Genomic DNA, 26,182 nt, shown 5'->3' on the forward strand with positions numbered 1-26,182 from the left:
AGGCCAACTGCTCAGGGTTGGGACAGATCCTGGAGAAAACGGGCCAGGGCGGCTTCCTCGGCCTTCAACCACAGGCGTTTGCGCGATCGTGGCAAGCGTGCCAGTGCCCCCAGGGCAAAGTGCTCCAGCAGCGCCGGGTGGATGTAGCACTTGCGGCAGACCGCCGGTGTATTGCCCAGTTCGCGGGCCACCTGCTTGATGGTGTCCACCAGGTGCTTCCTGGCTTCGGTTTCCGGCTGCCAGGGCTGGCGACGCAGCAGCGCCAGGGCCAGCGCACTGCCGGCCCAGGTGCGGTAGTCCTTGGCGGTGAATGTTGCACCGGTCAGTTGCTGCAGATGGAGATTGATGTCCGAGGAGCTCACCGAGTGACGCTGGCCGTCTTCATCCAGGTACTGGAACAGTTGCTGCCCGGGCAGTTCCCGGCAGCGCTTGACCACTCGGGCCAGGCGCGGGTCCCTGACCGTGATCTGGTGTTCGATGCCGCTCTTGCCGCGAAACTGGAAGTGAATGGCATTGCCGTTGACCTGCACATGGCGGTTGCGCAGGGTGGTCAGGCCATAGGAGCGATTGTCCCGGGCGTACTGGCTGTTGCCGACCCGGATCAGGCTTTCATCCAGCAAGGTGATGATCGTGGCCAGGACTTTCTCGCGACTGAACCCCGGCGCTGCCAGTTGCGCCTGCAATTGCTTGCGTAGGCGGGGCAGGGCCTGGCCGAACTGCAACAGCCGGGAGTACTTGTCGCTGTCGCGGACCTCGCGCCAGCGTGGGTGATAACGGTACTGCTTGCGGCCCCTGGCGTCGCGCCCGGTCGCCTGCAGATGGCCTCTGGGATCGGCGCAGATCCATACCTGGACATAAGCCGGGGGGATCGCCAGAGCGTTGATGCGCTGGATTTCAGCGGCATCGGCGATGCGCTGGCCCTGGGCATCGTAGTAGGCGAACTTGCCCCGCAGCTTGCGTCGGCTGATCCCGGGCTGGCGGTCATCGGTGTAGTGCAGGTCAGGGGGCAGGTCGGGGGTGGCCGGAGTATCGGACATGGCAGCAGATCCTGGGCGAGCGGCGGGACGATAGAGAGTGGACCGCGCCGTCGCGCCGGGGTGCCGGTTTTCTGCGCCCCCTATGCCAGGACCGCCACCGCCTTGATCTGGGCCCAGAGTGATTGGCCGGGGTGCAGGCCGAGCTGGTCCCGGGAATAGCGGGTAATGCGCGCGAGCAAGGGGGTGCCCATGGCGTCCAGGCGTACCAGTACATGGGCGGCATTGTCGGCCGGAATTTCCTCGCTGACGGTGACCGGCAGGCGATTGAGGATGCTGCTGTGCTCGCTGGCCTGCAGGCTCAGGCTGACATCGCGGGCCTGGACCTTGAAGCGCACGCTCCTGCCTGGGGCGACGGGTTCATGGGCCACGCGCACCAGAAGGTCGCTGCCGGGCAGGCGCAGGCTCAGCAGCTGATAGTCCGGGTCATAGGCGCTGACCTGGCCCTGCACCACCACGCCGGCATCGTCGCCCAGGGCCAGTGGCAGGTCCAGGCGGGCCAGGGTGGTGCCGACGGGGCCGCTGGCCAGGGCCCGGCCTTCACTGAGCAGGACGATATGGTCGGCCAGGCGCGCGACTTCATCCTGGGAGTGGCTGACGTAGAGCACCGGGATGTCCAGTTCGTCATGCAGGCGTTCCAGGTAGGGCAGGATTTCACCCTTGCGCTTGGCGTCCAGGGCCGCCAGGGGTTCGTCCATCAGCAGCAGCCTTGGGCTGGTGAGCAGGGCCCGGGCGATGCCGACGCGCTGGCGTTCGCCACCCGACAGGTGCTGCGGGTGACGTTGCAGCAAATGCCCGATGCCCAGGAGCTCGGTGGCGTGGGTCATGTCGACCCGGCGCTGCTGCTTGGGGATACGCCGCAGGCCGAACTCCAGGTTGGCTTGCACCGACAGGTGGGGAAACAGGCTGGCCTCCTGGAAGACGTAGCCCAGGGAGCGCTTGTGGGGCGGGACGAACAGTTTGCGCTGGCTGTCCTGCCAGAGTTCATCGTTGATCTGGATGCGCCCGCGCCCGGCCTTTTCCAGGCCGGCGATGCAGCGCAGGCAAGTGGTCTTGCCCGAGCCTGAGTGGCCAAAGAGTGCGGTCACGCCGCGTCCCGGCAATTGCAGGTCCAGGTCCAGGACGAAATCGCGGTAGTCCAGTTGCAACTGGAGTTGGATGCTCATGGAATCAGCTCCAACCGGCTCTGGTCTTGCGGCTCGAATACAGCGCCAGCAGGACCAGGAACGAGAATACCAGCATGGCCCCGGCCAGCCAGTGGGCCTGGGCGTACTCCATGGCCTCGACGTGATCGTAGATCTGCACCGAGACCACCCGGGTCTTCTCGGGAATGTTGCCACCGATCATCAGCACCACGCCGAACTCGCCAACGGTGTGGGCAAAACCCAGGATCGAGGCGGTGATGAAGCCTGGGCGGGCTAGAGGCAGGATCACCGTGAAAAAGGTATCCCAGGGGTTGGCGCGCAAGGTCGCGGCCACTTCCAGGGGGCGGCTGCCGATGGCCGAGAAAGCGTTCTGCAAGGGTTGCACCACGAAAGGCATGGAGTAGATCACCGAGCCCAGCACCAGGCCACTGAAGCTGAAGGTCAGGGTGCCCAGCCCGAGGGATTGGGTGAGCTGGCCGAAGAACCCGTTGGGTCCCAGGGCCAGCAGCAGGTAGAAACCGATGACCGTGGGCGGCAGCACCAGGGGCAGGGCCACCACGGCGCCGATTGGGCCGCGCAGCCAGGAGTGGGTGCGCGATAGCCACAGGGCAATCGGAGTGCCGACGACCAGCAGGATCAGGGTGGTCAGGGACGCCAGTTTCAGGGTCAGCCAGATCGCGGAGAAATCGGCACTCGAGAGGTTCATTTACAGCTGGTAGCCATAGGACTTGATGATCGCCGCGGCCTTGGGGCCCTTGAGGTAGTCCACCAGGGCCTTGGCCGCGGGGTTGTCCTTGCCCTTGTTGAGGATCACTGCATCCTGCTTGATCGGGTCATGCATGTCGCCCGGTACGATCCACGCAGAGCCGCCGGTGACCTTGCCGTCCTTGTAGATCTGCGACAGGGCGACGAAACCCAGTTCGGCGTTGCCGGTGGAAACGAATTGATAGGCCTGGGTGATGTTCTGCCCCTCGACGATCTTGCCCTTGACCTGGTCGGCCAGGCCCAGCTTGGCCAGGACCTGGGTGGCAGCCAGGCCGTAGGGAGCTGCCTTGGGATTGGCGATGGACAGGTGCTGGTACTGGTTGTCCTTGAGTACCTGCCCTTTGCTATCGACGTAACCTTCCTTGGCGGACCACAGGGCCAGGGTACCGACGGCATAGGTGAAGCGTGACCCCTTGACGATGTCACCTTCGCTCTCGAGCTTTTGCGGGGTGCTGTCGTCGGCCGACAGGAATACCTCGAACGGAGCGCCGTTCTTGATCTGGGTGTAGAACTGGCCGGTGGCGCCATAGGCCGCGACCAGCTTGTGCCCGGTGTCTTTCTCGAAATCCGTGGCGATGGCCTGGATCGGCGCGGTGAAGTTGGCAGCGACCGCTACCTGGACTTCAGCGGCCTGGGCCGAACCGAAGGCGAACAGGGCAAGCAGGGTGGCGAGGCAAGTCGGGGCAAAACCTGAGGCGCGAAGGTTCATCGAACAGCTCCATTGGGGGAAGAGAAGCGTTGGGCAGCGGGAAACAGGAAGAGAAGGGCTGCACCAAGGCGAGGAGAACTCGCTATGTAGCGAAATATATAGCGAATTGTCGACGAACGGAACTGTGCCTCTTGCCGCAGTAGGCGGTGGCTGCGGCAAGAGGCACCGCGCGGTTGGCTCAGGACCTGCGCAGGCGCGCCAGGGCCTGTTCGGCCAGGCGCAGGGTCAGTTCGTAGGTGGGCAACTCCAGGCCCAGACGCAAGGCTTGTCCGGCCCAGAGGTTGGCGAATTCCGATTCGTCCTTGGCCCGCAGCGGCAGCAACGCGCCACCGGCTCGCGGGAAGGCTGGAGCCAGGGGGCTGATCGGGCCGATTTCACGCATGATGCGGTTGACGATACCCCGCGCGGGGCGTCCGGTGAACAGGTTGGTCACTGCGGTCTGGCTTTCCTTGGCGGTGCGCAGGGCCTTGTGGTGGGCGGCGCTGATCTTGGCTTCCGGGGTGAACAGGTAGGCGGTGCCAATCTGCACGGCGCACGCCCCCAGGGCCAGTGCCGCGACGATCCCCCGGGCATCACCGATGCCTCCGGCGGCTATCACCGGCACTTTCACGGCATCGACGACCTGCGGCACCAGGGCCATGGTGCCCACCTGTGTGTCGAGGTTGTCACTGAGGAAGATCGCCCGGTGCCCACCGGCTTCGTACCCCATGGCGATGATCGCATCGCAACCGCGGGCCTCCAGCCACAGGGCCTCGTCGACCGTGCTGGCCGAAGACAGGATCTTCGCGCCGGTGGCCTTGACCCGTTCCAGCAGCGCTGGCTGCGGCAGGCCGAAGTGGAAGCTCACCACTTCCGGTCGCAGTTCCTCCACCAACTGGCAGCTGGTTTCATCGAAGGGGGCACGGTCACTGACCGGCGTGGGGGCATCGAAGTCGATGCCCAGTTCGCGGTAGTAAGGCTCGAGGGCGTTCTTCCAGCGGATTTCCCGCTCGCTATCGATGGCTTGCACCGGGTGGCAGAAGAAGTTGAGGTTCAGCGGAGTGCGGGTGGCCGAACGAATCACCTGCACTTCCTGGCGGATCTGCTCGGGGCTGAGCATGGCGCAGGGCAGCGAACCGAGGGCTCCTGCCCGGGAAGCGCCAATGACCATGGCTGAACCGGCAGGTCCGGCCATGGGGGCTTGAATGATCGGCAGTGCGATTCCCAGCAGGTCCAGCAGGCGAGTATCGGTCCATGGGCTCATTTGAAGTGGTTCTCCAGCGGCGGATTCAGACGATGCTGCGGCGTTTTTTAACAGGAGACAACGGCCTGAGGCCAGCTGAGTTTTGCCTGGCAGGCACGCAGGTGCGGCAGAACGGCGCGGCGAGGTGACACGCGGCCGCCTTCAGGCGCTAGACTGCGGCGGTTTTTTTCACCCATCGCATCATTAAGGAAGGTCGACCATGGATGTAAAGCTGCGCCACGTACAGCCCTTCAGTGTGGCGGGATTGCAGGTGCGTACCCTCAACACCCTGGAGCAACAGGCTGATACGGCCCGGATTGGCCCGATGTGGCAGCGTTTCTACGTTGAAAACCTGTTCGACAAGATCGCGCCCCGGCAGACGGACTCATTCGTTTACGGGGTCTATTCCAACTACGAATCCGATGCCTCGGGACACTTTGATGTGACCGCCGGCGTGGCGCTGGAGGGTGCCTGCGCTGAATACCCGACGGTGGAAATCCAGGGTGGGGATTACCTGGTGTTCAGCGCCAAGGGGGAGATGCCGGAGTGCGTGATCCAGGCCTGGGGATTCATCTGGGCCTATTTCCAGGACAATCCCCAGGTGCGTCGCGCCTATGCCACCGATTTCGAGGTCTATGCCAGCGTCGACGCGGTGGCGATCTATATCGGCGTTCATGCCTCGGGCGAGCTTTCTCGTTCCAGCAACTGACGCTTGCGTTCCACGCCCCAGCGATAGCCCGAGAGGTCGCCGTCGCTGCGCACCACGCGGTGGCAGGGAATCGCCACCGCCAGGCTGTTGGCACCACAAGCCTGGGCCACTGCCCGGTACGAACGCGGGGCACCGATGCGCTGGGCAATCTCGGAATAACTGGCGGTGCTGCCGGCCGGGATGGTCCTCAGGGCCTGCCAGACCCGCTCCTGGAAAGCCGTGCCGCGCAGGTCCAGGGGCAGGTTCAGGCCGATGGCCGGCTCCTCGATGAAACCCACCACCTGGGCCACCAGTTGCTCGAACTGCTGGTCGGCGCCGATCAGGTTGGCCCGGGGAAATTTGTCCTGCAGTTCCTGCACCAACCGCTCGGGATCGTCTCCCAGGAGAATGGCGCAGACCCCGCGCTCGCTTTGGGCCACCAGGATCGCTCCCAGCGAGCACTGGCCCACGGCGAAGCGGATATCGCGGTTGGAGCCACCTGCACGATAGTCGCTGGGCTTCATGCCCAGGACCTGGTCCGCAGCCTCGTAGAAGCGGCTGTTGGAATTGAAGCCGGCGTCGTACAGCGCATCGGTCACTGATTGACCCTGCTGCAAATGCGAACGGACCTTGCGCGAGCGCTGCGCATTGGCATAGCCCCGTGGGGTCAAGCCGGTGACCGCCTTGAATACCCGGTGGAAGTGGTAGCTGCTCATCCCAGCCTGCTGTGCCAGCTGCTCCAGGCTGGGAGGCGACTCGGCGTTCTCGATCTGCCGGCAGGCGGCAGCCACCAGCGCGCCGTGGTGCGCCGCGAGCTGGGTCTGGTCGCCGGCCTGGCGCTTGCTCGGGCGATAACCTGCGGCCTCGGCTTGCTCGGCATTGTCGAAGAACTCGACGTTTTCCGCCTTCGGCAGGCGCGACAGGCTGCTGGGCCGGCAATACACGCCGGTGGTCCTGACGGCATACACGAAGTCTTGATCGGCGCTGGCGTCGCGCTTGAGCACAGCCTGCCAGCGAGGGTCCTGTTCAATACACTGTTTGCGCGACGGAGCATTCATGGTCGGTACTCGACGGGAGATGGTTGCCAGATTACCCGCCTGCCGCCTGATCGGCACTCCGGCGCTTGCGGTCAAACTCCGCGGGCGCTCCGGCCTGGCGAAACGTCAGGTTGATGCGTTGCCGGCCAAGCAGGGGGTGGGCCCCGTCCTTGACTGGCAGGACCCCGTGATAGCGCAAGCGATCCACGCCACCCCAGACCACCACGTCGCCGTGCAGCAACGGGATTCGCAGGCTCCTGTCGCTGCGTTGCGGGCCGCCGAACAGGAATACTGCCGGCAAGCCCAGGGACAGGGACACGATGGGCGCGCTGTAGTCGCGCTCGTTCTTGTCCTGGTGCAGGGACATCTTCGCTCCGGGGCGATAGCAATTGATCAGGCACGAGTCGGGGGCGAATCCGGCGAAACCTGCAGCGTCTGCCGCGGCCTCGGCCAGTTGCCGGAATACCTCGGGCATGGCCGGCCAGGGACGGCCGCTCTGCGGATCGATCGGGCTGTAGCGATAGCCGCTGCGGTCGGTGGTCCAGCCCAGGTGCCCGCAACTGCTCAGCCCTACCGACATGGTGAAGCCGCCCGGGGTGAGCATGTGCCGAAAGGGCGCCTCGGCCAGCACCTGCTCCAGCGCCGGCAGCAGGCGTTCGATCCAGGGCAGGGCGAACCCATGCAGCGCTCGCGATTGTGGGCCTAGCCGCTCGGTACGCGCTGGCTGTTGCAGTTGCTCCTCGCTGAACAGTCCGAGGCTGGCCGGGGCTTCATCACTACAGTGCATCGTGGAAAATCACTCCGAGGGTATGGCGCTGGCCACTGTGGACACGGCTGACGCCGTGGCGCATGGTCACTCGGTAATGGCCGCGGGAGCCTTTTACCGGCCGATGATGCACGGCGAACAGCAACCCATCACCTTGCTTCAGGCCAACGACCTGCGGCCGCGATTGCATGCGTGGGCGCTGTTCGGTGAGCACCAGTTCGCCGCCGGTGAAGTCCATCTCGGGCTGCGACAGCAGGAAGACGGCCTGCAAGGGAAATACATGCTCACCGTAGAGGTCCTGGTGCAGGCAGTTGTAGTCCCCGGCCCCGTATTGCAGCAACAGGGGGGTGGGCCGTTCCTGGCCGGCGCCATGGCAGCGCTCGAGAAAGTCGGTGTGCTGCTCGGGGTAGCGGATGTCGATGTCCATGGTCTGGTTCCAGCGGTTGGCGATCGCCACCAGGCGCGGGTATAGCTGGTGGCGCAACCGGGCGACGAGCTCGGGCAGCGGATAACGAAAATACTGGTACTGGCCCAGGCCGAAACCATGGCGGGCCATCAGCACGCGGGAACGGAACAACTCGTCCTGTGGGTAGAGCCGGGCCAGGGCCTGGCACTCATCGACGCTCAGCAGGCCATCAAGGCGGGCACAACCGTCCTGGTCGAGGGCCTGCTCGATACAGGCCCAGTCCAGTTCTTGCAGGCGTTGTGGCAGAGAGGGAGTGGTCATGACACGGGTATCCTGGGCAGGGAACGGATTCCAGTCAGTCTGCGGCCCGTCAGCATGGCGGGCACTCCGCTACTTGCGCTTGAATCCGGTTACAAGGCCTTGCTCACACTGACTTCGCTGATCACGTCGGCCTGGCCGTGCAAGGCCTGCAACGCGGCCAGGGCTTCTTGTGCCGTGCCGCTCTCGAGTTGGGCGAATTCGAAGCGGCGCTCGCCGTTGAGCTTGTATTTGATGACGTACTTGGTGGTCTTGGACACGGGGCTACCTGTTTGTCGCAAGGAGGAGGGCGCGCGCAACCTAGCGCAGTTTCGAGGTGGAGCGGCGGACGATGCGAATCGAGTGGGTCAGGTTCGGCTTGCGGGTCACGCTGATGGCACGGCGGCTGACGGTGTCGATGGTGATGTTCCAGAAGCCAGTACTGGGTGCGACGATCTTCGCCGGGAACTTGTCGAAAGCGCCACCGTGGTAGGTATGTCGGCCGCCGTTCTTGAAACTGCGAAAGTTAGCGTCGTTCATCAGGCGGATGTTGCAGGCCTGGGAGCACTCGATGACGACGATGTCGTCTTCGTTCAGGTGCTCGCGCTGGTGGATGAATTTCATCGGGACTCCAGAAAGCCAATTGCGGCTAAAGCAAAAACGTTTGCGTGGGCGGTGCTGCAGTTTATCAGGCCCAAGGGTTTATTATTCGGCCTCGCCGTCGAGCTTTGACAATTTAAAACAGTTATTTGGATTTTTATCGGCGATAAAGCCGGGCCTCCGGAGAAAAACGGCGAACTGAGTGTCGGAGGGACTTTACTGGAGATTTTCTATGAAGCGGTGGGTGTGGGTACTGGCATTGGCAATCGGTGGTTGTTCCACCGTCTCGGATATCAACCAGACGCCACCGACCTTGAACGTGATTTCCGGCAAGAAGCCCGAGGATTACGCCAAGTGCCTGGCCGCCAGGCTGGCCGACAGCCGTGGTGCCTTGCAGCTCGAGCCGAACAAGGCCGGGGGATACCGGGTGATCATCCCGCAAAGCTTGTCATCGGCACCGGCGGCCATCTTCTATATCGACGAACGTTCCGGTGGTAGCAGCATCAAGCTGCACGAGCAGATGTCCAACAATCCATTGCGTCCCCAGGATGTGCTCAAGGCCGGGGAGCGCTGCATCTCCGGCTGAAAAAGTTGGCGACAAGCCTGCGCGGTGTCCTGCATCTAATTGGTAGGGGCACTGGCTAATGCCTGTCAGTTAAGCAAGGTGATCACCGTAGGAGCAGCCGGTCGACGCTCGATTGCTCGCGATGGTCGGTAACGTTAGCGCGTGTTCACTGGATAAACACAGCGCTCTGAAGTCCATCGCGGGCAAGCCTCGCTCCTACAATTTCCTTAACTGATCGGCATTAGGGGCACTGGCGGGGTTTTTTATTGGCTGCAGAAATGGCCCCAGGCCCCGAGTATTCCAGTGTTGGCGGGCAATTGGGCGTTGTCGGTGTGGATCTATTGACCTACTATTCGTCTGCTTATATCAAGTAAGTCTAAGCATATAACTAGAATAATGGAGTTCATATGATCCCACTGGATCGAATGCTATTGAGTGGCCTGATGCTGCTTTTTGTGCAATCTGCCCATGCCGTGGACGGGCAGAAAGTCTTCACCCAGGGCGGTTCCCAGCCGGGAGCGGCAGCCTGCCTGGCCTGTCATGGCGCGGACGGGATGGGCTTGGCGCCCGCCGGTTTCCCACGCCTTGCCGGGCTGCCGGCAGGTTATCTGAGCAAGCAGCTGCATGATTTTCGCAGTGGTGCTCGCACCAGTCCGGTCATGCAGCCGCTGGCCAAGGCACTGACCGAAGACGAAATCACCGCGGTGACCGCCACGCTGGCCGCCATGCCTGTTCCGAAAACCCTCCCGGCCAGTCGCAGCCAGTCGGCCGTTGGTGTTGGTGAGCGCCTGGCCTTGCGAGGCGCCTGGGATCGGCAGGTGCCCGAGTGCGTCAGTTGTCACGGCCCTGGCGGGGTGGGGGTCGGCCAGGCATTTCCGCCGCTGGCCGGACAGCCTGCCACTTATCTGGTGGCGCAGTTGAACGCCTGGCGTGAAGGTACACGGCACAATGACCCCAATGACCTGATGGGGCATATCGCCAAATCCCTGAGCGCCGAAGAAGTGACCGCAGTGGCGGACTACTTCGCCAGTCTGAGCCAGAAGGAGACACGCCCATGAAGCCATTGATTGCAGGGGCGTTGCTGACGGCGCTGGCGAGCCAGGTGCAAGCGGCCGGCATTGCCATGGAAGACCAGTCGCAGATCCAGGCGCCGAGTGCGGCTGCTCACGCCGAGTATTTCCAGCCGCCTGCCGAGAGCGAACTGCCAGACAACGCCTACGGCAAGCTGGTGCGCGAGGGGTATGCGCTGTTCGTCGATACCAAGCGCCTGGCGCCGCAATATGTGGGCAACGGCCTCAATTGCAGCAACTGCCACCTCGACCAGGGGCGCCTGGCCAACTCAGCCCCGCTGTGGGGCGCTTATCCGATGTACCCCGCTTATCGCAAGAAAAACGACAAGGTCAACACCTTTGCCGAACGCTTGCAGGGCTGTTTCCAGTTCAGCATGAACGGCGGCAAGCCTCCGGCAGCGGACAGTCCGCAAATCACTGCGCTGTCGGTGTATGCCTACTGGTTGGCGAGCAAGGCGCCCTTGGGGGTGGAGCTGCCAGGGCGTGGCTACCCTGATGTGGCACAGCCGGCCAAGGGCTATGACCTCAAGCGCGGCGCTGCGGTGTACCAGGCGCAATGTGCGGTCTGTCACGGGGAGCAGGGCCAGGGACAGAAGGCCGGTGCGGACTACGTCATGCCGCCACTCTGGGGCAAGGACTCCTACAACTGGGGAGCGGGGATGCATCGGATCAATACCGCGGCCTCCTTCATCAAGCACAACATGCCCCTTGGCAAGGGTGGCAGCTTGAGCGACGAGCAGGCGTGGGACGTCGCGGCCTTCGTCAACAGTCACGAGCGGCCCCAGGATCCGCGCCTGGTGGATGGCTCGATCGAGAAGACCCGCGTCAAGTTTCACGCCAATGATGGAGTGAATCTGTACGGGCAGACGGTGGATGGCGTGCTGATCGGCCAAGGTATCCGATAAACTATTGTCCATCGTCAACGATGCCGCCCGGGCTCCCGCCTTGGCGGCATCGTCTTTTTTGGGAGAAGGCATGAAGCGGGAACACGTCAGGGAAAAGCATGCAGAGGGCTTGATCTCTGCCACCCATGTGATCCAGAACCCGGCCAATTCCGGGGAGTGGATCGTGTTTTTCAAGAAAAGCGCCGGGCGCAGCTACTTCCTGGTGGATGACAGCGATGAGGTCGAGTCCTTCGCTCGTCTCGATGACGTGATCGACACCCTCCGCGGCCTGGGGATCAAGTTTGCCGAGATCCACATGTAGCAAGTGCTCCGCTACTTGCAAACCACCACTACGCTGCGGCTTTTGTAGTTGCCCACGTCGGCTCCCAGGGTCTTGTCGTCTGCACTGAGAGCCGGGGTGCCTTTGGTGCTGACAATCCGATAGCCGGTTCCCGCACAGGAGGCCTCGGCCTTTTCATAACAGCTGGTCCAGGATCCGGCTTCCCCGGAGCAGTCTATGCTCAAGGCCTGTTCGCCATTGGCCAGGTAAGTGTCGGAGGCCGTGGCACAGCCGCCGAGGGCCAGTACCGCGCAGATCGCAAACAGTCTGTTCATGAGGGATTTCGTCGTCTTGGAGAGGGGAGAGGTTGATGGCGATGCTATAGCTATTGGCCACAAGGGTACAGGGGCACAGTTGCGCCTCTGGTTGTCCCTCGGAAACGCTTGGAAAGGCATGCAATGCGGGGGTGAGAGGTCGGTTCAGACCTCTTGCCGGGTGCCATCACTGGATGCAGAGAGAAGGCCTGAACATGGAGCAAACGCGTTAAGCGAAGGGCTGCCCGATATCCTTCTCGCCAGTGCTGGAAGTACCGGTCTACAAGCCTTGCGGCACAATGAAGGCTTTTCTCGCGAGGGATCTGATGGATGCTGCGGAACTATCTGATGCTTTATTTCTCTATGATGGCAGCGGTTAGCCAGCGAGGGGCATTGTAAGGTGCTCGCCGCCTGATTAGACTGCGCCGAAACTCGTACGCACAGCCTTTTTAAGGACTTTTATGATCAAGAAATGCTTGTTCCCAGCAGCCGGTTACGGTACTCGCTTCCTGCCAGCGACTAAAGCCATGCCCAAAGAAATGCTGCCGGTGGTGAACAAGCCACTGATCCAGTACGGCGTAGAAGAAGCGCTGGATGCCGGATTGAATGAAATCTCCATCGTGACCGGTCGCGGCAAGCGTGCCCTCGAAGACCACTTCGACATCAGTTACGAGTTGGAAAACCAGATCAAGGGCACTGACAAAGAGAAATACCTGGTCGGTATCCGCAAGCTGCTGGACGAGTGCTCCTTCTCCTACACCCGTCAAACCGAGATGAAGGGCCTGGGCCACGCCATCCTGACCGGCCGTCCGCTGATCGGTGACGAACCTTTCGCTGTGGTGCTGGCGGACGACCTGTGCGTCAACCTCGAAGGCGACGGCGTTCTGACCCAGATGGTCAAGCTGTACAAGCAGTTCCGCTGCTCGATCGTGGCCATCCAGGAAGTCGATCCGCAGGAAACCAACAAGTACGGCGTGATTGCTGGCGAGATGATCCGTGACGATATCTACCGCGTCCACAGCATGGTCGAGAAGCCAAAGCCGGAAGATGCGCCATCGAACCTGGCGATCATTGGTCGTTACATCCTGACTCCGGACATCTTCGACCTGATCGAGCAGACCGAGCCGGGCAAGGGCGGTGAGATCCAGATCACCGACGCCCTGATGAAGCAGGCACAGAACGGCTGCGTGATGGCCTACAAGTTCAAGGGCAAGCGTTTCGACTGCGGTGGCGCCGAAGGCTACATCGATGCGACCAACTTCTGCTTCGAGAACTTCTACAAGACCGGCAAGGCTTATTGATAGCTGCTGTACGGGTTTGTCGGAAAAGCCACCTTCGGGTGGCTTTTTCATTTGTCGCCCTTATGTAAATCCTCTGCGCTGACCCGATCGCCATCTGCGGTTATGCTTGTCAGCCTGCCTGGGAGAGTGAAATGGCCTACGATTTTGATCTTTATGTAATTGGCGCCGGTTCCGGCGGTGTGCGTTGCGCGCGATTCGCAGCGGGTTTCGGCGCTAAAGTCGCGGTCGCAGAAAGCCGCTATCTGGGGGGCACCTGCGTCAACGTCGGTTGCGTGCCGAAAAAGCTGCTGGTGTACGGCGCGCATTTCGCCGAAGACTTCGAGCAGGCCTCGGGTTTTGGCTGGTCCCTGGGCGAGGCGAATTTCGATTGGGCGACCCTGATCGCCAACAAGGATCGCGAGATCCATCGTCTCAACGGCATCTACCGCAACCTGCTGGTCAACAGTGGCGTGACCCTGCATGAAGGCCACGCCAAGCTGATCGACCCGCATCAGGTAGAGGTCAACGGCCAGCGCTACACTGCCAAGCACATCCTCATCGCCACCGGCGGCTGGCCACAGATCCCGGACATTCCTGGGCGTGAGCATGCCATCAGCTCCAACGAGGCCTTTTTCCTCAAGGAGCTGCCCAAGCGCGTGCTGGTGGTAGGTGGTGGCTACATCGCGGTGGAATTTGCCGGGATCTTCCATGGCCTGGGTGCCGACACCCAGCTGCTGTACCGCGGCGAGCTGTTCCTGCGCGGTTTTGATGGCGCAGTGCGCAAGCATTTGCAGGAAGAACTGACCAAGCGGGGCTTGGGTCTGCAGTTCAATGCGGACATCGAGCGCATCGACAAGCAGGCTGACGGCAGTCTTGAGGTCACCCTCAAGGACGGGCGCAAGCTGACTGCCGATTGTGTGTTCTACGCCACTGGGCGCCGGCCGATGCTGGACAACCTGGGGCTGGAGAATACCGGCGTGAAGCTCGACAAGCGCGGCTTCGTCGAGGTGGACGAGCAGTACCAGAGCAGCGAACCGTCGATCCTGGCCATTGGCGATGTCATCGGTCGCGTGCAGCTGACGCCCGTGGCCCTGGCCGAAGGCATGGCCGTGGCTCGACGCCTGTTCAAGCCCGAGCAGTATCGTCCGGTGGATTACCAGATGATTCCTACGGCGGTGTTCAGCCTGCCGAACATCGGTACCGTCGGTCTCACCGAAGAGCAGGCGCGGGAAGCAGGGCACAAGGTGCAGATTTTCGAAAGCCGGTTCCGGCCGATGAAGCTGACCCTGACCGACTGCCAGGAGCGCACCCTGATGAAGCTGGTGGTGGACGCCGACAGTGAAAAGGTCCTGGGTTGCCACATGGTTGGCCCGGATGCCGGTGAAATCGTTCAGGGCCTGGCGATTGCCTTGAAGGCCGGGGCGACCAAGCGCGACTTCGACGAAACCATCGGCGTGCACCCGACGGCTGCCGAAGAGTTCGTCACCATGCGCACCCCTGCCGGGAGCTGATCAAGCCCCCTTCGTTGCGTCTGGCTGGTCCTTGGGGCTAGCCAGGCGCAGCGCCTCCAGGCCGGCCTCGGCCTTGGTGGCGCGCAATTCCATCTCCTTGCTTGCTCGGGCCTGCTGCTTGGCCTGTTCCTTGAGTGCCTGAGCGTCCTCCAGCGCCACGCGCAAGCGTTCCTGCAACAAAGTGCTCTTGCTGTCCTGGCGGGCTAGTTGCTCGTTCAGATGGATCTGCTGCGCTGCGCTTTTGCTGGCAGCATCCCGGGCTTGCTTGAGCTCGTTATGGGTGGCTCGCTGTTCGCTGATCAGGCGCTCGTTGTCACGATGCAATTGGGTGATCTCGTCCTGGCGTACCAGCGCGCTCTGCTGGGCCTGGCGCAACTCCATCTGGACCTGTTGCAGCTGCCCTTCGTAGCGGCGCTGCTCCTGTTCGCGCTGCTCCTTGCTGGCGGCGCGGTAGTGCTCCAGGGCGTCCCGGGCATGCAGGTGCTTTTCTTCCAGGGAGCGGATCTGCTGCTCCTTGTCTTCCAGGCGCAGCTCATGGCCTTTCAATACCTGGTTGAGCTCGGCGGTGCGCGTCTGTTCGCTTTGCAGCAGGGCGCGGGCGTCAAGCAGTGCGGCGCTTTCGTGGGCCAGGGCCGTGGCCTGGGCTCCTAGCTGCTGTTGCAATTGCTCGTGCTGGCGGTGCATCTCGTCCAGCTGCTGTGTCAGGACCTGCTTCTGTTCCTCGAAGTGGGCGAGGGCGTGTTCCAGGGGTTCCTGGGCCTGCTCCTGGAGGCGCTGGGCCAGCCGGCCAACCAATTCTCCAAGCTCTTCATCCAGTGGCGCAGGGCCGGAATCTCGACGGCCGGTCCCGTCATCCAGCTCCTTGAGGTAGCGGTGGATGGTGGTTTTCGAGCCGGTATTGCCCATTTCGATGCGTACTGCATCGATGCTGGGGTGGCCGCCGCGGGCGAGGATAGCCTGTCGTGCTTTTTTCACTACCGCTTTATTTATGCCGCCGCGAGCCATGTTTCCTCCAACGATTTAGTACTGTGTTACGTGGTATGTAATTATCGATAATTGTACAGGCGATTTTTTCTTTCACATAGCAATAATCTGACAATGGATATATTGGTATTATCCAATGTCAGTGGTCTGCAACGAGTTTCCCTGTCTTTTTTGCCCTGTACCTGCCGGAGTCGAGACGCCATGAGTGATCTGGATCGTTATCTACAAGCGGCTACCCGTGACAACACCCGTCGCAGCTACCGAGCGGCCATCGAACACTTCGAGGTGCAGTGGCGAGGGTTCCTGCCGGCGACGGCCGATGGCGTTGCTCGTTACCTCGTCGCCTACGCCGGCGAGCTGTCGATCAATACGTTGAAGCTGCGGTTGTCGGCATTGGCCCAGTGGCATAACAGCCAGGGTTTTGCCGACCCGACCAAGGCGCCGGTGGTGCGCCAGGTCCTCAAGGGCATCCGTGCCCTGCATCCGACCCAGGAAAAACAGGCCGAACCCTTGCAGTTGCAGGATCTTGAGCGGGTTATCGCCTGGCTCGATGCTCAGGCGGCAATCGCCAGTGCCGAGCAGCACCGTGCCGAGCTACTGCGGGTCCGACGCGATCGAGCGTTGATCCTGCTGGGGTTCTGGCGGGGATTTCGCAGTGACGAACTCTGCCGGTTGCAGATCAAGCACGTACAGGCCAGCGCAGGTTCCGGCATCAGCCTTTATTTGCCGCGCAGCAAGGGTGATCGCGACAACCTGGGCCGGACTTATCACACCCCTGCGCTGCAGCGCCTGTGTCCGGTGCAGGCCTATATCGAGTGGATCAACAGCGCGGCGCTGGTGCGTGGACCGGTGTTTCGCAGCATTGACCGCTGGGGGAACCTGGGGGAGCAGGGGTTGCATGCCAGCAGCGTGATTCCCCTGTTGCGCCAGGCTCTGGAGCGTGCAGGCATCGCGGCCGAGCACTACACCAGCCACTCGTTGCGCCGTGGGTTCGCCACCTGGGCCCATCGCAGCGGCTGGGACTTGAAATCGCTGATGGCCTATGTCGGCTGGAAGGACATGAAGTCGGCCATGCGCTACGTCGAGGCCGAGCCGTTCGTGGGCATGGCGCGGCTGCAGGAAAAGGCCCTTGGCCAGTAGCTAAAGGTTCCTTCTATTAATAGTGTGCGGTCATAGCCAAAACCAATCGACAGCATGAGGTTTGCCAATGAGCCAGATGGCGACTCATTGGCTAGGATTCTCCCCATCAAGTTTTCACCCAATGTCTTCAACCACTGATGGAGAGTCAACGATGCCTATCATCAACAGCCAAGTTAAACCGTTCAAAGCTACCGCATTCAAAAACGGCGAATTCGTCGAAGTCTCGGATGCCAACCTGAAGGGCAAGTGGTCTGTCGTGTTCTTCTACCCGGCTGACTTCACCTTCGTTTGCCCGACCGAGCTGGAAGACCTGGCCGACAACTACGCCGAATTCCAGAAGCTGGGCGTTGAAATCTACAGCGTTTCCACCGACACCCACTTCGCCCACGCTGCCTGGCACAACACTTCGCCAGCCATCGGCAAGATCAAGTACACCATGATCGGCGACCCGACCCTGGCCATCTCCCGCAACTTCGACGTGCTGATCGAAGAAGCTGGTCTGGCTGATCGCGGCACCTTCGTGATCAACCCGGAAGGCCAGATCAAGATCGTTGAAATCAACGATGGCGGCGTAGGTCGTGACGCTTCCGAGCTGCTGCGCAAGATCAAGGCCGCTCAGTACGTTGCTGCCCACCCAGGAGAAGTCTGCCCAGCCAAATGGAAAGAAGGCGAAGCCACCCTGGCTCCGTCCCTGGACCTGGTCGGCAAGATCTAAGTCCATGCGTCATCCAGAGGCGGTCATCCGCACTTAAGCAAGCTGCACCGCCCTCAAATAACGCCCGGGCGAGATTCGCCCGGGCGTTGTTTTTTACCGAATCAAAGGAAATCGCCCGTATGTTGGACGCCAATCTTAAATCTCAGTTGAAGTCATACCTGGAGCGGGTCACACAGCCGATCGAGATCGTCGCCTCCCTCGACGACGGTGCGAAATCCCAGGAAATGCTCGCGTTGCTCAAAGACATCGTCAGTCTTTCCAATCAGATTACCCTGCTCGACAACGGTACCGATGCGCGCAAGCCGTCGTTCTCGTTGAATCGCCCGGGGAGCGATATCAGCCTGCGTTTCGCCGGCATTCCCATGGGGCATGAATTCACCTCCCTGGTGCTGGCACTGCTGCAAGTCGGCGGCCATCCCTCCAAGGCCAGCGCTGAAGTGATCGAACAGGTTCGTTCGCTGAAGGGCGAGTTCAACTTCGAAACCTATTTCTCGCTGTCATGCCAGAACTGCCCGGATGTGGTCCAGGCTCTGAACCTGATGGCGGTGCTCAACCCCAATATTCGCCATGTGGCCATTGATGGCGCATTGTTCCAGGCCGAAGTCGACGAGCGCAAAGTCATGGCCGTGCCCAGCATCTACCTCAATGGGGTGAACTTCGGGCAAGGACGCATGGGGCTGGAGGAAATCCTGGCCAAGCTCGACACCGGCGCTATCGAGAAGCAGGCACAGAAACTCAGCGCCAAGGAAGCCTTCGACGTGCTGGTGGTCGGTGGTGGGCCAGCCGGCGCTGCGGCAGCCATCTATGCCGCTCGTAAAGGTATCCGCACCGGCGTGGCCGCCGAGCGCTTCGGTGGGCAAGTGCTGGACACCATGGCCATCGAGAACTTCATTTCGGTGCAGGAAACTGAAGGCCCGAAACTCGCCGCAGCCCTGGAAGAACACGTCAAGCAGTACGACGTCGACATCATGAATCTGCAGCGAGCCAGTGCCTTGCTGCCGGCCAAGGAAGTCGGAGGCTTGCATGAGGTGCAGTTCGCCAGTGGTGCCAGCCTCAAGGCCAAATCAGTGATCCTGGCCACCGGTGCCCGCTGGCGTGAAATGGGCGTGCCGGGTGAGCAGGAATACAAGGCCAGGGGCGTGTGCTTCTGCCCCCACTGCGACGGCCCGCTGTTCAAGGGCAAGCGCGTGGCGGTGATCGGTGGCGGCAACTCCGGTGTAGAAGCAGCCATCGACCTGGCCGGCATCGTCAGCCATGTGACCCTGCTGGAATTCGACAGCCAACTGCGTGCCGACGCTGTGTTGCAGCGCAAGCTGTTCAGCCTGCCCAACGTCAAGGTCATCACCAGCGCCCTGACCAGCGAGGTCAAGGGCGATGGCCAGAAGGTCACCGGCCTGGTCTACAAGGATCGCGATTCGGGTGAGTTCAACAGCGTCGACCTGGAAGGCATTTTCGTTCAGATCGGCTTGCTGCCCAACACCGACTGGCTCAAGGGTACGGTGGAGCTGACGCCGCGTGGCGAGATCATCGTCGACGCGCGCGGCGAGACATCACTGCCGGGTGTGTTCGCTGCCGGTGATGTCACCACGGTGCCATACAAGCAGATCGTGATCGCGGTGGGCGAGGGGGCCAAGGCATCCCTGAGTGCTTTCGACCACTTGATCCGCAGTTCCGCGCCGGCCTGATCCGTGCCTTGAAAAAACAAAACCCCATGAGCCAGGCTCATGGGGTTTTTTATTGGCCCTGTGGTCGAGGGCCGGTTCGTCGCGGTTTACAGTGGCGCAGGCTGGATGATCTCGACCCAGTAGCCGTCCGGATCCTTGATGAAGGCCAGGCTCTTCATGCGACCGTCGTTCAGGCGTTTCTGGAAATCACAGCCCAGTGCTTCGAAGCGCTCGCAGGCGGCGACGATGTCCGGTACCGAGATGCAGATGTGGCCGAAACCGCGCGGATCGGTATTGCCGTTGTGATAGGCGAACTGCGGGTCGTTCTCGGTGCCATGGTTGTGGGTCAGCTCGAGAATGCCGGGAATCGACTTCATCCATTCGGTACGCGCCGCGGCGTCTGCCGGGATCTGTGCCTTGTCCACCAGGGCCAGGAAGTACAGGCTGAACTCAGCCTCGGGAAAGTCACGTTTCTCCACCAGGGAGAAACCCAGGATCCGGGTGTAGAAGTCCAGGGAACGGGTGATGTCCTTGACGCGCAGCATGGTGTGGTTGAAGACGAAGCGGGCGGTGGCGGCGTCGGGCTGCGCGGTCACACCGGGGAAAGTATCGAGTTCGTTGAGGCTCATGGGCCCTCCGGGGAAATAAAGCGACAAGGGCGGCTCGAAGGCTCGGGCAGCTGCTTGCCGGGGCAATGGTTCGGACATCCTTGGATTGGCCAATGATACGCAAGTGCCCGTGATGGACCAAACCCAAAGCTCCTGATCTATTGCCCATTCCTGGCGCCAGGCTCAGACTTCGAACTCCGTCCTTCAATGTGCCGAACATGATCGAGTCGTTTAGAGCGTGCATCGCAATCCTGCTGTTGGTGACCTTTGCCGGTGCTGTGCAGGCCGCCCCTGAAATCAGCTGGCCCCAGGGCTGGACCGAGGAAACGGTGCCCTCCCGGGAGACCGACCAGGCTGCCCAGGTGTTTCGCCAGCGGGCGGTGAAGAGCGACGCTGCGGGCAACCCGCAGTTGGTCATGGAGTTGACCATGAGCCAAGTCGCGAGCGGGCATGTAGTCAATCTCCAGGGCGTATTGCTGGAGATGCGCAAGTCGCTGCAAAAGGACTTTGCCCAAGGCGGTTATCAGAGTGTGTGCAACAAGATCCATGCCGCGCAGTTGAGTCGTCTCGAGGCATTGGAAACCACTTGTACCATTACCCAGAATGGCCGGCATGTGTTGTCGCAAACATTGGTCGCTGCGCTGGATGGCGATAAGGCTTATGTACTTTCATACGCTGGTCAGGCGGCGGCTTATGCCGATAGTCGAGATGAAATACTCGCCTTTCGAAATAACCTGAAACTTTAAGTGGGTTTTCGAGGGTGGGGTTTGATTTCTGCGTGTTGCAGGTTCGTTATCGAAAATCATTAAGCATGAAGTTGATCATCTGTGCCCCCTTATTGCGCGTGGGTACAGGCACAGGGGCTGGCGGTAGCAATGCCGGGAACTACCCGTAGTGCGTGTCAGATCTTTCCTTAGATTCAGATCCCAGTAAGGATATTCTGTTCAATAAAAAACCCTGCACATGCAGGGTCTTTTTCAGGTTGCGGCGTTGTTCAAGCGCGCAGCCAGGAATCCACGGTAGCGGCTCCGTATTGCTCCTTCCAGGCCTTCAGGCCTCGATGGTTGCCGCCTTTGGTTTCGATCAGCTCACCGGTGTGCGGGTTCTGGTAGATCTTTACCACGCGGGCCCGGCGCTGTTTCGGGGCGTTGGCCTGGGGCACGCCGGCCTTGCTCGGGTTCGGGTCGAGAATCGCGATGATGTCACGCAGGTTCTTGTCGTAGGACTTCATCAAAGCCTGGAGCTTCTCCTCGAACTCGATTTCCTTCTTGAGTCCGGCGTCGTTCTTCAGGGATTCAAGCTGGGCGAGCTGTTCTTGAAGTGCTTTCTCAGCAGCACGGAATTCAGCAAGTCTGGACAATATCTTCACTCCAATAGTCTATTTTGGCTAATACGCACCACAAACAAAGCTATAAGCCATGAGCCGGTTAAGGTTCGATTAAGTGGCCTACCTGTGAATCTTGTACAGGCGGTAAAAATTGTAGTAGTTAACGCGCCCCGAGTAAATCATGTTGTTCTTGTTCAAGGCGATATGGACACAATTTATGAAAATTGCGCATGCCTGGAGTTGAGTGTCGAGCACTATTTGTTCTGACATGGCTATTTAATGGCGCACAACCGCAGCAACAAACTCCGCACTGGGCATGGGCCGCCCAAACAAGTAACCCTGGAGAAACTGCACGCCCTTGGCTGTCAGGTAATCCCGCTGTTCGGCTGTTTCAATACCTTCGGCGACTATTCGCAGATCGAGTTTGAGCGAGAGTTCGATAATGCTGTCGAGTATATGCAGCGACAGTGCGTCGGCACCGATCATGGCCACGAAGCTCTGGTCGATTTTCAAGTAGTCGACATTGAACTTGCGCAGGTAGCCGAGGCTGGAATGCCCGGTGCCGAAGTCGTCGATGGCGATCATCACCCCCAGTTCGTGCAGCGCGCTGAACAGTTGCTGGGTGATTTCAGTGGGTTCGATCAACTGGCGCTCGGTCAGCTCCAGCACCAGGGTCACCTTGCCCGGCTCGAACCCGGCGAGGAACTCCCGGCAGTCCTGCAGCAATTGCAGGTCCTGGCAATGACGGGCGGTGATGTTGATGGCGATATGAAAGCCGTCGATGAAGTCCTTGGCGCAGGGCGCCAGTGCTTCGCGGGTCTGCTCCAGCAGCGAGCGGGTCATGGGCACTATGAGCCCCGTATGCTCGGCGAAAGGTATGAACAGGTCCGGGCGTACCAGGCCTTCCCTTGGGTGTTGCCAGCGCATCAGCACTTCGATGCCGGCCCATTGCAAGGTATCTCCACGCACCACCGGCTGGAAGTACGGGATGAATTCCCGGGCTTCCAGCGCCCGTTGCAGTTCATGCCTGGGGGAGATGGCGCGCTTTTGCAGCCAGTGGGCGAGGGCGCCGGCCGTAGCCCCAAGAAAGATCAGCAGGCCGAACAGCGCCGGATACTGGTTCTTCATGTGCTGCCAGAGGCTCCCCTGGGCAAAGCCGGCATTGACGCTGTAGGGATAGCGCGATGACGTCAGTTGCTGGCTGGCGACGGCCGCCAGGGGCGCGTTGCCGTCGCGCACCTGCCCATCGCTCGATAGCCAGTGCTGGCCCACCTGCAATTGCAACTGGGCAAAACGGCTGAGCATGCGCAGGATATTGGTCGGGTGGTAACCATTGATGGCCGCCAGGGCTGCGCCTTCGCCGTCGGTCAAGCGATAGACCAGCAACGGGGTATCGGGAGTGAGGTGGTTGCCATCCATCAGCCGCAACCGGCCGTCTACGTAGTCCTGGGGGTTGAGGACTGCTGCATAACTGCCCAGGTATGAGCTGCAATAGTTGTTGTTGCGCCACACCAGGTTGGTCGAGCGTACCAGCGGCCGGCGGGTTACCTGTTCGCGCAGGGTCAGTTGGCGGGCATCATCGCAATCCTGCCCGGCCAGGGGCAGCAAGGCCCGGGCGGCGCTGTCGGAATGATCCAGCATCTGGTCGAACTGCTCGATGGCCTCCTCGGCGGTCTCCAGGCTGCTGCGCAGCAGTGTGCGCTGTGCCTGGAGATAAAGGATGACAGTGCCGAGCACGATCGGCAGCAGTATCGCCAGCAAGGTCCAGAAGGTGCGGGTGGAGCGTTTGAGTGGACCTTTGGCGGTCAGCGGCATGGATCGACCTGTGGCAAGGGGAGGGCGTGGTGCCGGTCACGTGCGCGGCATTGCCTGGATCATCGCAGGATAGCCGCCTTTGCCTGGCCGCACAGCTGCTGAGCAAGGTGGATGAATGCCAGGGCCGCCGGCGATGACTGGCGCCGGTCCAGCACGGCAAGACCGATCCGGCGCTGTACCACTGGAGCCAGCGGGCGGCTTGCATAACCTCTGTCCACGCCCTGGGGCAACGACAACTCGGCGACGATGCTCAGGGCATCGCCCCGGGCCACGGTTTCCAGAGTACTGAGCAATTGTGAGCAGCGATAGCGGATATTGGGGGTCAGGCCGGCGCCGATGAACAGTCGCGAAACCAGTTCCGAGGAACCGGCCTCGGTGAGGACGAACGGCTCCCGGCACAGTTGGTCCAGGCGCAACTGTGACTCCCGCGCCAGGGCATGGCCTGCCGGAACCAGCGCCAGCAATTGGTCTTCCACCAGAGGGAAACTGTCGAAGCGTTCCTGGGGCAGCACCACGAAGCCCAGGTCGATACGCCGCTCTTCCAGCCATTGCAGGACCTGCCGATCCGGTCCTTCATCGACGTGCACTTCGATGCCTGGATAGTCGCTGCGGTACTGCGCGAGGATCGGTGGCAGCAGGCGGATGGAGGAGGTGGGCCCGAATGAACCGATGCGCAGGGTGCCACGCTTCATGCCCCGGGCATCGGCAGCCTCCTGTTCCAGGGTCGTTGCCAGCCCGAGCATGGCCCGGGCCCGCACCAGCAGTTGCTGGCCGATATCGGTGAGTTCGACCTGGGCCTGGTGCCGGCGGAACAGCTCGACGCCCAGCTCCTGCTCCAGGGACCTGATCGCATGGGAGACCGCCGACTGGGTAATGCCCAGGCGCGTCGCCGCGCTGGTGAAGCCCTGGAGCTCGGCCACTCGGGAGAATATCTCCAGTTGAGTCAGGGTCATGAGTAAATGCTCATTTTACGATGATCAAGCATTAGACAAAGAATATCCCGGTAAGACAAATCCGATCTTCTTCGAGTGCGATCAACATGAGCGAGCGCCGTTTCCAAACCCCGCCGGACACCTCACCTGGCGACCTGTCGGTCTACTGCAAGCTGGCTGCGGTCACGATGATCTGGGGCGGTACCTTCGTTGCCGGGCGTTTCCTGGCTTCGGGGCTGTCGCCATTACTGGCGGCCAGCTTGCGTTTTCTCCTGGCCAGCCTGGCCCTGCTAGGTTTCATGGCCCTGGCGCGCATCCCCCTGGCCCGCCCGAGTTTCAGGCAGCTCGGACAACTGGCGTTGCTCGGCTTCTTCGGGATCTTTTTCTACAACCTGTGCTTTTTTCTTGGCCTGCAACAGATCAATGCGTCGCGGGCCTCGTTGATCGTTGCATTGAATCCGGCGGTGATCGCCCTGGCTTCCTGGGCGCTGTTCAAGGAGCGCCTGGAGCGCCATCAGTTGCTGGGTATCGGCCTATGCCTGGGAGGCGCGGCGCTGGTGATCTGCAGTCGCGACCCCTCGGCCCTGGTCAGCCAGGCGGGGAGTTGGCGTGGTGACGTGCTGATCCTCGGCTGTGTCCTGGGCTGGGGCGTGTATTCGCTGTTTTCCAAGGGCCTGAACCAGAGCCTGGGACCCTTGCAGACGGTGACCTACTCAGTGGTGCTCGGCACTTTGATGTTGTGTACCGCGACCTGGCTGCGAGGCGAATTCGAGCTGCAGGCGTTGCTGCACCTGGACCTGGCCCAGGGCCTGAGCCTGATGTACCTGGGCGTGCTGGGCTCGGCGCTGGCCTACATCTGGTACTACGACGGCCTGCGCCGAATCGGTGCCACCCGTTCGGGTGTGTTCATCGCCCTCAATCCACTGACGGCAGTGATGCTTGGAGCGTTGTTGCTGGCCGAGCAATTGAGCCTGGTGATGGTGCTGGGCGGTGTGTTGATCCTGGGCGGCATCTACCAGTGCAACCGGCCCCTTGCGCGGGGGACAGCAAAGACGATTTCATAAAGAGTGCGGACAAAGGCTTTTACGCTGTGTAGAATCTGGTTACGCATACAATAATAAAGTCTTCTGGCAGCAGAAGCCTCGCCAGCCGGCAAGACAGGACCGATATGAAGATTCTCGGATTCCAACTCATCTATGGTGACTTCCTCGCGCGCAGCGTGCGGGGCATTTCCTGCGCACCGCCTTCCTTCCTCAGTATTGATAGCAACTAACGATCCGTTAATTCTAAAAATATGATGAGGCGCCAACCATGGCAGATATCTTTGAAAACCCGATGGGCCTGATGGGCTTTGAATTCATCGAATTCGCATCGCCTACCCCCAATACCCTCGAACCGATCTTCGAGATCATGGGTTTCACCAAAGTCGCGACCCATCGTTCAAAAGACGTGCACCTGTATCGCCAAGGCGCGATCAACCTGATCCTCAACAACGAACCCAACAGCATCGCTTCCTACTTCGCCGCGGAACACGGTCCGTCGGTCTGCGGCATGGCATTTCGCGTCAAGAACGCCCAGCAGGCCTATGCCCGTGCTTTGGAGTTGGGGGCGCAGCCGATCCACGTCGCCACCGGCCCGATGGAACTGAACCTGCCGGCGATCAAGGGCATCGGCGGTGCGCCGCTGTACCTCATCGACCGTTACGGCGAAGGCAGCTCGATCTATGACATCGACTTCGTGTTCCTCGAAGGCGTGGAGCGCAACCCAGCGGGTGCCGGCCTCAAGGTCATCGACCACCTGACCCACAACGTGTATCGCGGGCGCATGGCCTACTGGGCCGGTTTCTACGAGAAACTGTTCAACTTCCGCGAGATCCGCTACTTCGACATCAAGGGCGAGTACACCGGCCTGACCTCCAAGGCCATGAGCGCCCCGGATGGCATGATCCGCATCCCGCTGAACGAGGAATCGTCCAAGGGCGCAGGCCAGATCGAAGAGTTCCTGATGCAGTTCAACGGCGAGGGCATCCAGCACGTGGCCTTCCTCACCGACGACCTGGTCAAGACCTGGGATGCGCTGAAGAAGATCGGCATGCGTTTCATGACCGCGCCGCCGGATACCTACTACGAAATGCTTGAAGGCCGCCTGCCGGGCCACGGCGAGCCGACTGGCGAGCTGCAATCGCGCGGTATTCTCCTGGATGGCTCGTCCAACCCGGATGACAAGCGCCTGCTGCTGCAGATCTTCTCGGAAACCCTGATGGGCCCGGTATTCTTCGAGTTCATCCAGCGCAAAGGCGATGATGGTTTCGGCGAGGGCAACTTCAAGGCGTTGTTCGAATCGATCGAGCGCGACCAGGTACGTCGTGGTGTACTCGCCACCGAATAACCTGCGCAACGCGTGAATCCAGAGCCCGGCCAGGTT

The 26,182-nt window shown here is 61.3% G+C and carries 29 protein-coding genes; 13 read left to right on the top strand and 16 right to left on the bottom strand.

What is annotated here, in order from left to right; genetic code table 11:
• Positions 1–11: 11 nt before the first annotated feature.
• The 5 genes from LGQ10_RS01150 to LGQ10_RS01170 all read right to left on the bottom strand — a co-directional run bounded on the left by LGQ10_RS01150 (position 12) and on the right by LGQ10_RS01170 (position 4,896).
• Positions 12–1,037, bottom strand: coding sequence for a DNA topoisomerase IB (locus LGQ10_RS01150; protein ID WP_226524397.1), 1,026 nt, complete (start codon positions 1,035–1,037; stop codon positions 12–14).
• A gap of 80 nt (positions 1,038–1,117) precedes the next feature.
• Positions 1,118–2,200, bottom strand: a complete 1,083-nt coding sequence (gene modC / locus LGQ10_RS01155) for a molybdenum ABC transporter ATP-binding protein (RefSeq protein WP_058433229.1) — start codon at positions 2,198–2,200, stop codon at positions 1,118–1,120.
• 4 nt (positions 2,201–2,204) lie between these two features.
• Complete coding sequence (gene modB, locus LGQ10_RS01160) at positions 2,205–2,885, bottom strand: molybdate ABC transporter permease subunit (protein ID WP_226524398.1); 681 nt, start codon at positions 2,883–2,885, stop codon at positions 2,205–2,207.
• A complete protein-coding gene (gene modA, locus LGQ10_RS01165; RefSeq protein ID WP_058433655.1) occupies positions 2,886–3,653 on the bottom strand; it encodes a molybdate ABC transporter substrate-binding protein in 768 nt (255 codons plus the stop codon). It abuts the gene before it with no gap.
• Between the two features lie 178 nt (positions 3,654–3,831).
• The gene (locus LGQ10_RS01170; RefSeq protein ID WP_226524399.1) at positions 3,832–4,896 is read right to left on the bottom strand and encodes an NAD(P)H-dependent flavin oxidoreductase; all 1,065 of its coding nucleotides are present in this window, start codon (positions 4,894–4,896) and stop codon (positions 3,832–3,834) included.
• Between the two features lie 199 nt (positions 4,897–5,095).
• Between LGQ10_RS01170 and LGQ10_RS01175 the strand changes: the two genes are divergently transcribed.
• Positions 5,096–5,584: a GyrI-like domain-containing protein gene (locus LGQ10_RS01175; protein WP_058437301.1), complete on the top strand. Its 489-nt coding sequence runs from the start codon at positions 5,096–5,098 to the stop codon at positions 5,582–5,584.
• On the opposite strand, the gene ada is transcribed toward LGQ10_RS01175, so the two are convergent.
• The 5 genes from ada to LGQ10_RS01200 all read right to left on the bottom strand — a co-directional run bounded on the left by ada (position 5,548) and on the right by LGQ10_RS01200 (position 8,693).
• Positions 5,548–6,621 carry a bifunctional DNA-binding transcriptional regulator/O6-methylguanine-DNA methyltransferase Ada gene (gene ada / locus LGQ10_RS01180; RefSeq protein ID WP_058437302.1) on the bottom strand — a complete coding sequence of 358 codons (1,074 nt, stop codon included), beginning with the start codon at positions 6,619–6,621 and terminating at the stop codon, positions 5,548–5,550. The two genes, LGQ10_RS01175 and ada, sit on opposite strands and share 37 nt — an antisense overlap.
• Positions 6,622–6,652: 31 nt before the next feature.
• Positions 6,653–7,387 (bottom strand): DNA oxidative demethylase AlkB, encoded by a 735-nt coding sequence (gene alkB / locus LGQ10_RS01185; protein WP_058437303.1) that lies wholly within the window; start codon positions 7,385–7,387, stop codon positions 6,653–6,655.
• Complete coding sequence (locus LGQ10_RS01190) at positions 7,377–8,093, bottom strand: 2OG-Fe(II) oxygenase (RefSeq protein ID WP_226524400.1); 717 nt, start codon at positions 8,091–8,093, stop codon at positions 7,377–7,379. The genes alkB and LGQ10_RS01190 overlap by 11 nt, the downstream gene beginning before the upstream one ends.
• A gap of 89 nt (positions 8,094–8,182) precedes the next feature.
• Positions 8,183–8,350 carry a hypothetical protein gene (locus tag LGQ10_RS01195; protein WP_226524401.1) on the bottom strand — a complete coding sequence of 56 codons (168 nt, stop codon included), beginning with the start codon at positions 8,348–8,350 and terminating at the stop codon, positions 8,183–8,185.
• A gap of 40 nt (positions 8,351–8,390) precedes the next feature.
• The gene (locus LGQ10_RS01200; RefSeq protein WP_058434304.1) at positions 8,391–8,693 is read right to left on the bottom strand and encodes a DUF1883 domain-containing protein; all 303 of its coding nucleotides are present in this window, start codon (positions 8,691–8,693) and stop codon (positions 8,391–8,393) included.
• A gap of 208 nt (positions 8,694–8,901) precedes the next feature.
• On the opposite strand from LGQ10_RS01200, the gene LGQ10_RS01205 reads away from it, so the two are divergent.
• The 4 genes from LGQ10_RS01205 to LGQ10_RS01220 all read left to right on the top strand — a co-directional run bounded on the left by LGQ10_RS01205 (position 8,902) and on the right by LGQ10_RS01220 (position 11,510).
• Positions 8,902–9,255, top strand: a complete 354-nt coding sequence (locus tag LGQ10_RS01205; protein WP_058434303.1) for a hypothetical protein — start codon at positions 8,902–8,904, stop codon at positions 9,253–9,255.
• A 386-nt stretch (positions 9,256–9,641) separates the two neighbouring features.
• Positions 9,642–10,292: a c-type cytochrome gene (locus LGQ10_RS01210; RefSeq protein WP_226524402.1), complete on the top strand. Its 651-nt coding sequence runs from the start codon at positions 9,642–9,644 to the stop codon at positions 10,290–10,292.
• A gap of 65 nt (positions 10,293–10,357) precedes the next feature.
• Complete coding sequence (locus LGQ10_RS01215; RefSeq protein WP_226526070.1) at positions 10,358–11,209, top strand: c-type cytochrome; 852 nt, start codon at positions 10,358–10,360, stop codon at positions 11,207–11,209.
• Positions 11,210–11,279: 70 nt separating this feature from the next.
• Positions 11,280–11,510, top strand: coding sequence for a hypothetical protein (locus LGQ10_RS01220; RefSeq protein ID WP_058434300.1), 231 nt, complete (start codon positions 11,280–11,282; stop codon positions 11,508–11,510).
• An 11-nt stretch (positions 11,511–11,521) separates the two neighbouring features.
• Here the strand turns inward: LGQ10_RS01220 and LGQ10_RS01225 are convergent, their stop codons facing one another.
• Positions 11,522–11,803: a hypothetical protein gene (locus tag LGQ10_RS01225; protein WP_058434299.1), complete on the bottom strand. Its 282-nt coding sequence runs from the start codon at positions 11,801–11,803 to the stop codon at positions 11,522–11,524.
• A 440-nt stretch (positions 11,804–12,243) separates the two neighbouring features.
• Here LGQ10_RS01225 and galU point away from each other — a divergent pair, with 440 nt between their 5' ends.
• Positions 12,244–13,083, top strand: a complete 840-nt coding sequence (gene galU / locus LGQ10_RS01230) for a UTP--glucose-1-phosphate uridylyltransferase GalU (protein ID WP_011061681.1) — start codon at positions 12,244–12,246, stop codon at positions 13,081–13,083.
• A gap of 131 nt (positions 13,084–13,214) precedes the next feature.
• Entirely contained in the window at positions 13,215–14,573 is a 1,359-nt protein-coding gene (gene gorA / locus LGQ10_RS01235) for a glutathione-disulfide reductase (RefSeq protein WP_226524403.1), read from the top strand.
• Here gorA and LGQ10_RS01240 read toward each other — a convergent pair whose 3' ends face one another.
• Positions 14,574–15,578 (bottom strand): DNA-binding protein, encoded by a 1,005-nt coding sequence (locus LGQ10_RS01240; RefSeq protein ID WP_226524404.1) that lies wholly within the window; start codon positions 15,576–15,578, stop codon positions 14,574–14,576.
• A 180-nt stretch (positions 15,579–15,758) separates the two neighbouring features.
• On the opposite strand from LGQ10_RS01240, the gene LGQ10_RS01245 reads away from it, so the two are divergent.
• From LGQ10_RS01245 to ahpF, 3 genes are all read left to right on the top strand, one after another.
• Positions 15,759–16,697, top strand: coding sequence for a site-specific integrase (locus tag LGQ10_RS01245; protein WP_226524405.1), 939 nt, complete (start codon positions 15,759–15,761; stop codon positions 16,695–16,697).
• A 151-nt stretch (positions 16,698–16,848) separates the two neighbouring features.
• Positions 16,849–17,412, top strand: coding sequence for an alkyl hydroperoxide reductase subunit C (gene ahpC / locus LGQ10_RS01250; RefSeq protein WP_226524406.1), 564 nt, complete (start codon positions 16,849–16,851; stop codon positions 17,410–17,412).
• A gap of 119 nt (positions 17,413–17,531) precedes the next feature.
• Positions 17,532–19,097, top strand: a complete 1,566-nt coding sequence (gene ahpF, locus LGQ10_RS01255) for an alkyl hydroperoxide reductase subunit F (protein WP_226524407.1) — start codon at positions 17,532–17,534, stop codon at positions 19,095–19,097.
• A gap of 86 nt (positions 19,098–19,183) precedes the next feature.
• Here ahpF and gloA read toward each other — a convergent pair whose 3' ends face one another.
• A complete protein-coding gene (gene gloA / locus LGQ10_RS01260; protein ID WP_226524408.1) occupies positions 19,184–19,705 on the bottom strand; it encodes a lactoylglutathione lyase in 522 nt (173 codons plus the stop codon).
• Positions 19,706–19,902: 197 nt separating this feature from the next.
• Between gloA and LGQ10_RS01265 the strand changes: the two genes are divergently transcribed.
• On the top strand, positions 19,903–20,430 hold the full coding sequence (locus tag LGQ10_RS01265; RefSeq protein WP_226524409.1) for a DUF4946 domain-containing protein: 528 nt from the start codon (positions 19,903–19,905) through the stop codon (positions 20,428–20,430).
• A gap of 248 nt (positions 20,431–20,678) precedes the next feature.
• Here LGQ10_RS01265 and LGQ10_RS01270 read toward each other — a convergent pair whose 3' ends face one another.
• From LGQ10_RS01270 to LGQ10_RS01280, 3 genes are all read right to left on the bottom strand, one after another.
• Complete coding sequence (locus LGQ10_RS01270; protein WP_226524410.1) at positions 20,679–21,044, bottom strand: histone-like nucleoid-structuring protein, MvaT/MvaU family; 366 nt, start codon at positions 21,042–21,044, stop codon at positions 20,679–20,681.
• Between the two features lie 243 nt (positions 21,045–21,287).
• Positions 21,288–22,826 (bottom strand): EAL domain-containing protein, encoded by a 1,539-nt coding sequence (locus LGQ10_RS01275; RefSeq protein WP_226524411.1) that lies wholly within the window; start codon positions 22,824–22,826, stop codon positions 21,288–21,290.
• A 59-nt stretch (positions 22,827–22,885) separates the two neighbouring features.
• Complete coding sequence (locus LGQ10_RS01280) at positions 22,886–23,779, bottom strand: LysR family transcriptional regulator (protein WP_226524412.1); 894 nt, start codon at positions 23,777–23,779, stop codon at positions 22,886–22,888.
• Between the two features lie 86 nt (positions 23,780–23,865).
• Here LGQ10_RS01280 and LGQ10_RS01285 point away from each other — a divergent pair, with 86 nt between their 5' ends.
• Both LGQ10_RS01285 and hppD read left to right on the top strand, forming a co-directional pair.
• Entirely contained in the window at positions 23,866–24,822 is a 957-nt protein-coding gene (locus LGQ10_RS01285) for a DMT family transporter (protein ID WP_058435996.1), read from the top strand.
• A 247-nt stretch (positions 24,823–25,069) separates the two neighbouring features.
• A complete protein-coding gene (gene hppD, locus LGQ10_RS01290) occupies positions 25,070–26,146 on the top strand; it encodes a 4-hydroxyphenylpyruvate dioxygenase (protein WP_058435995.1) in 1,077 nt (358 codons plus the stop codon).
• Positions 26,147–26,182: the final 36 nt, after the last annotated feature.

The organism is Pseudomonas sp. L5B5, from assembly GCF_020520285.1.
Classification (GTDB): Bacteria; Pseudomonadota; Gammaproteobacteria; order Pseudomonadales; family Pseudomonadaceae; genus Aquipseudomonas.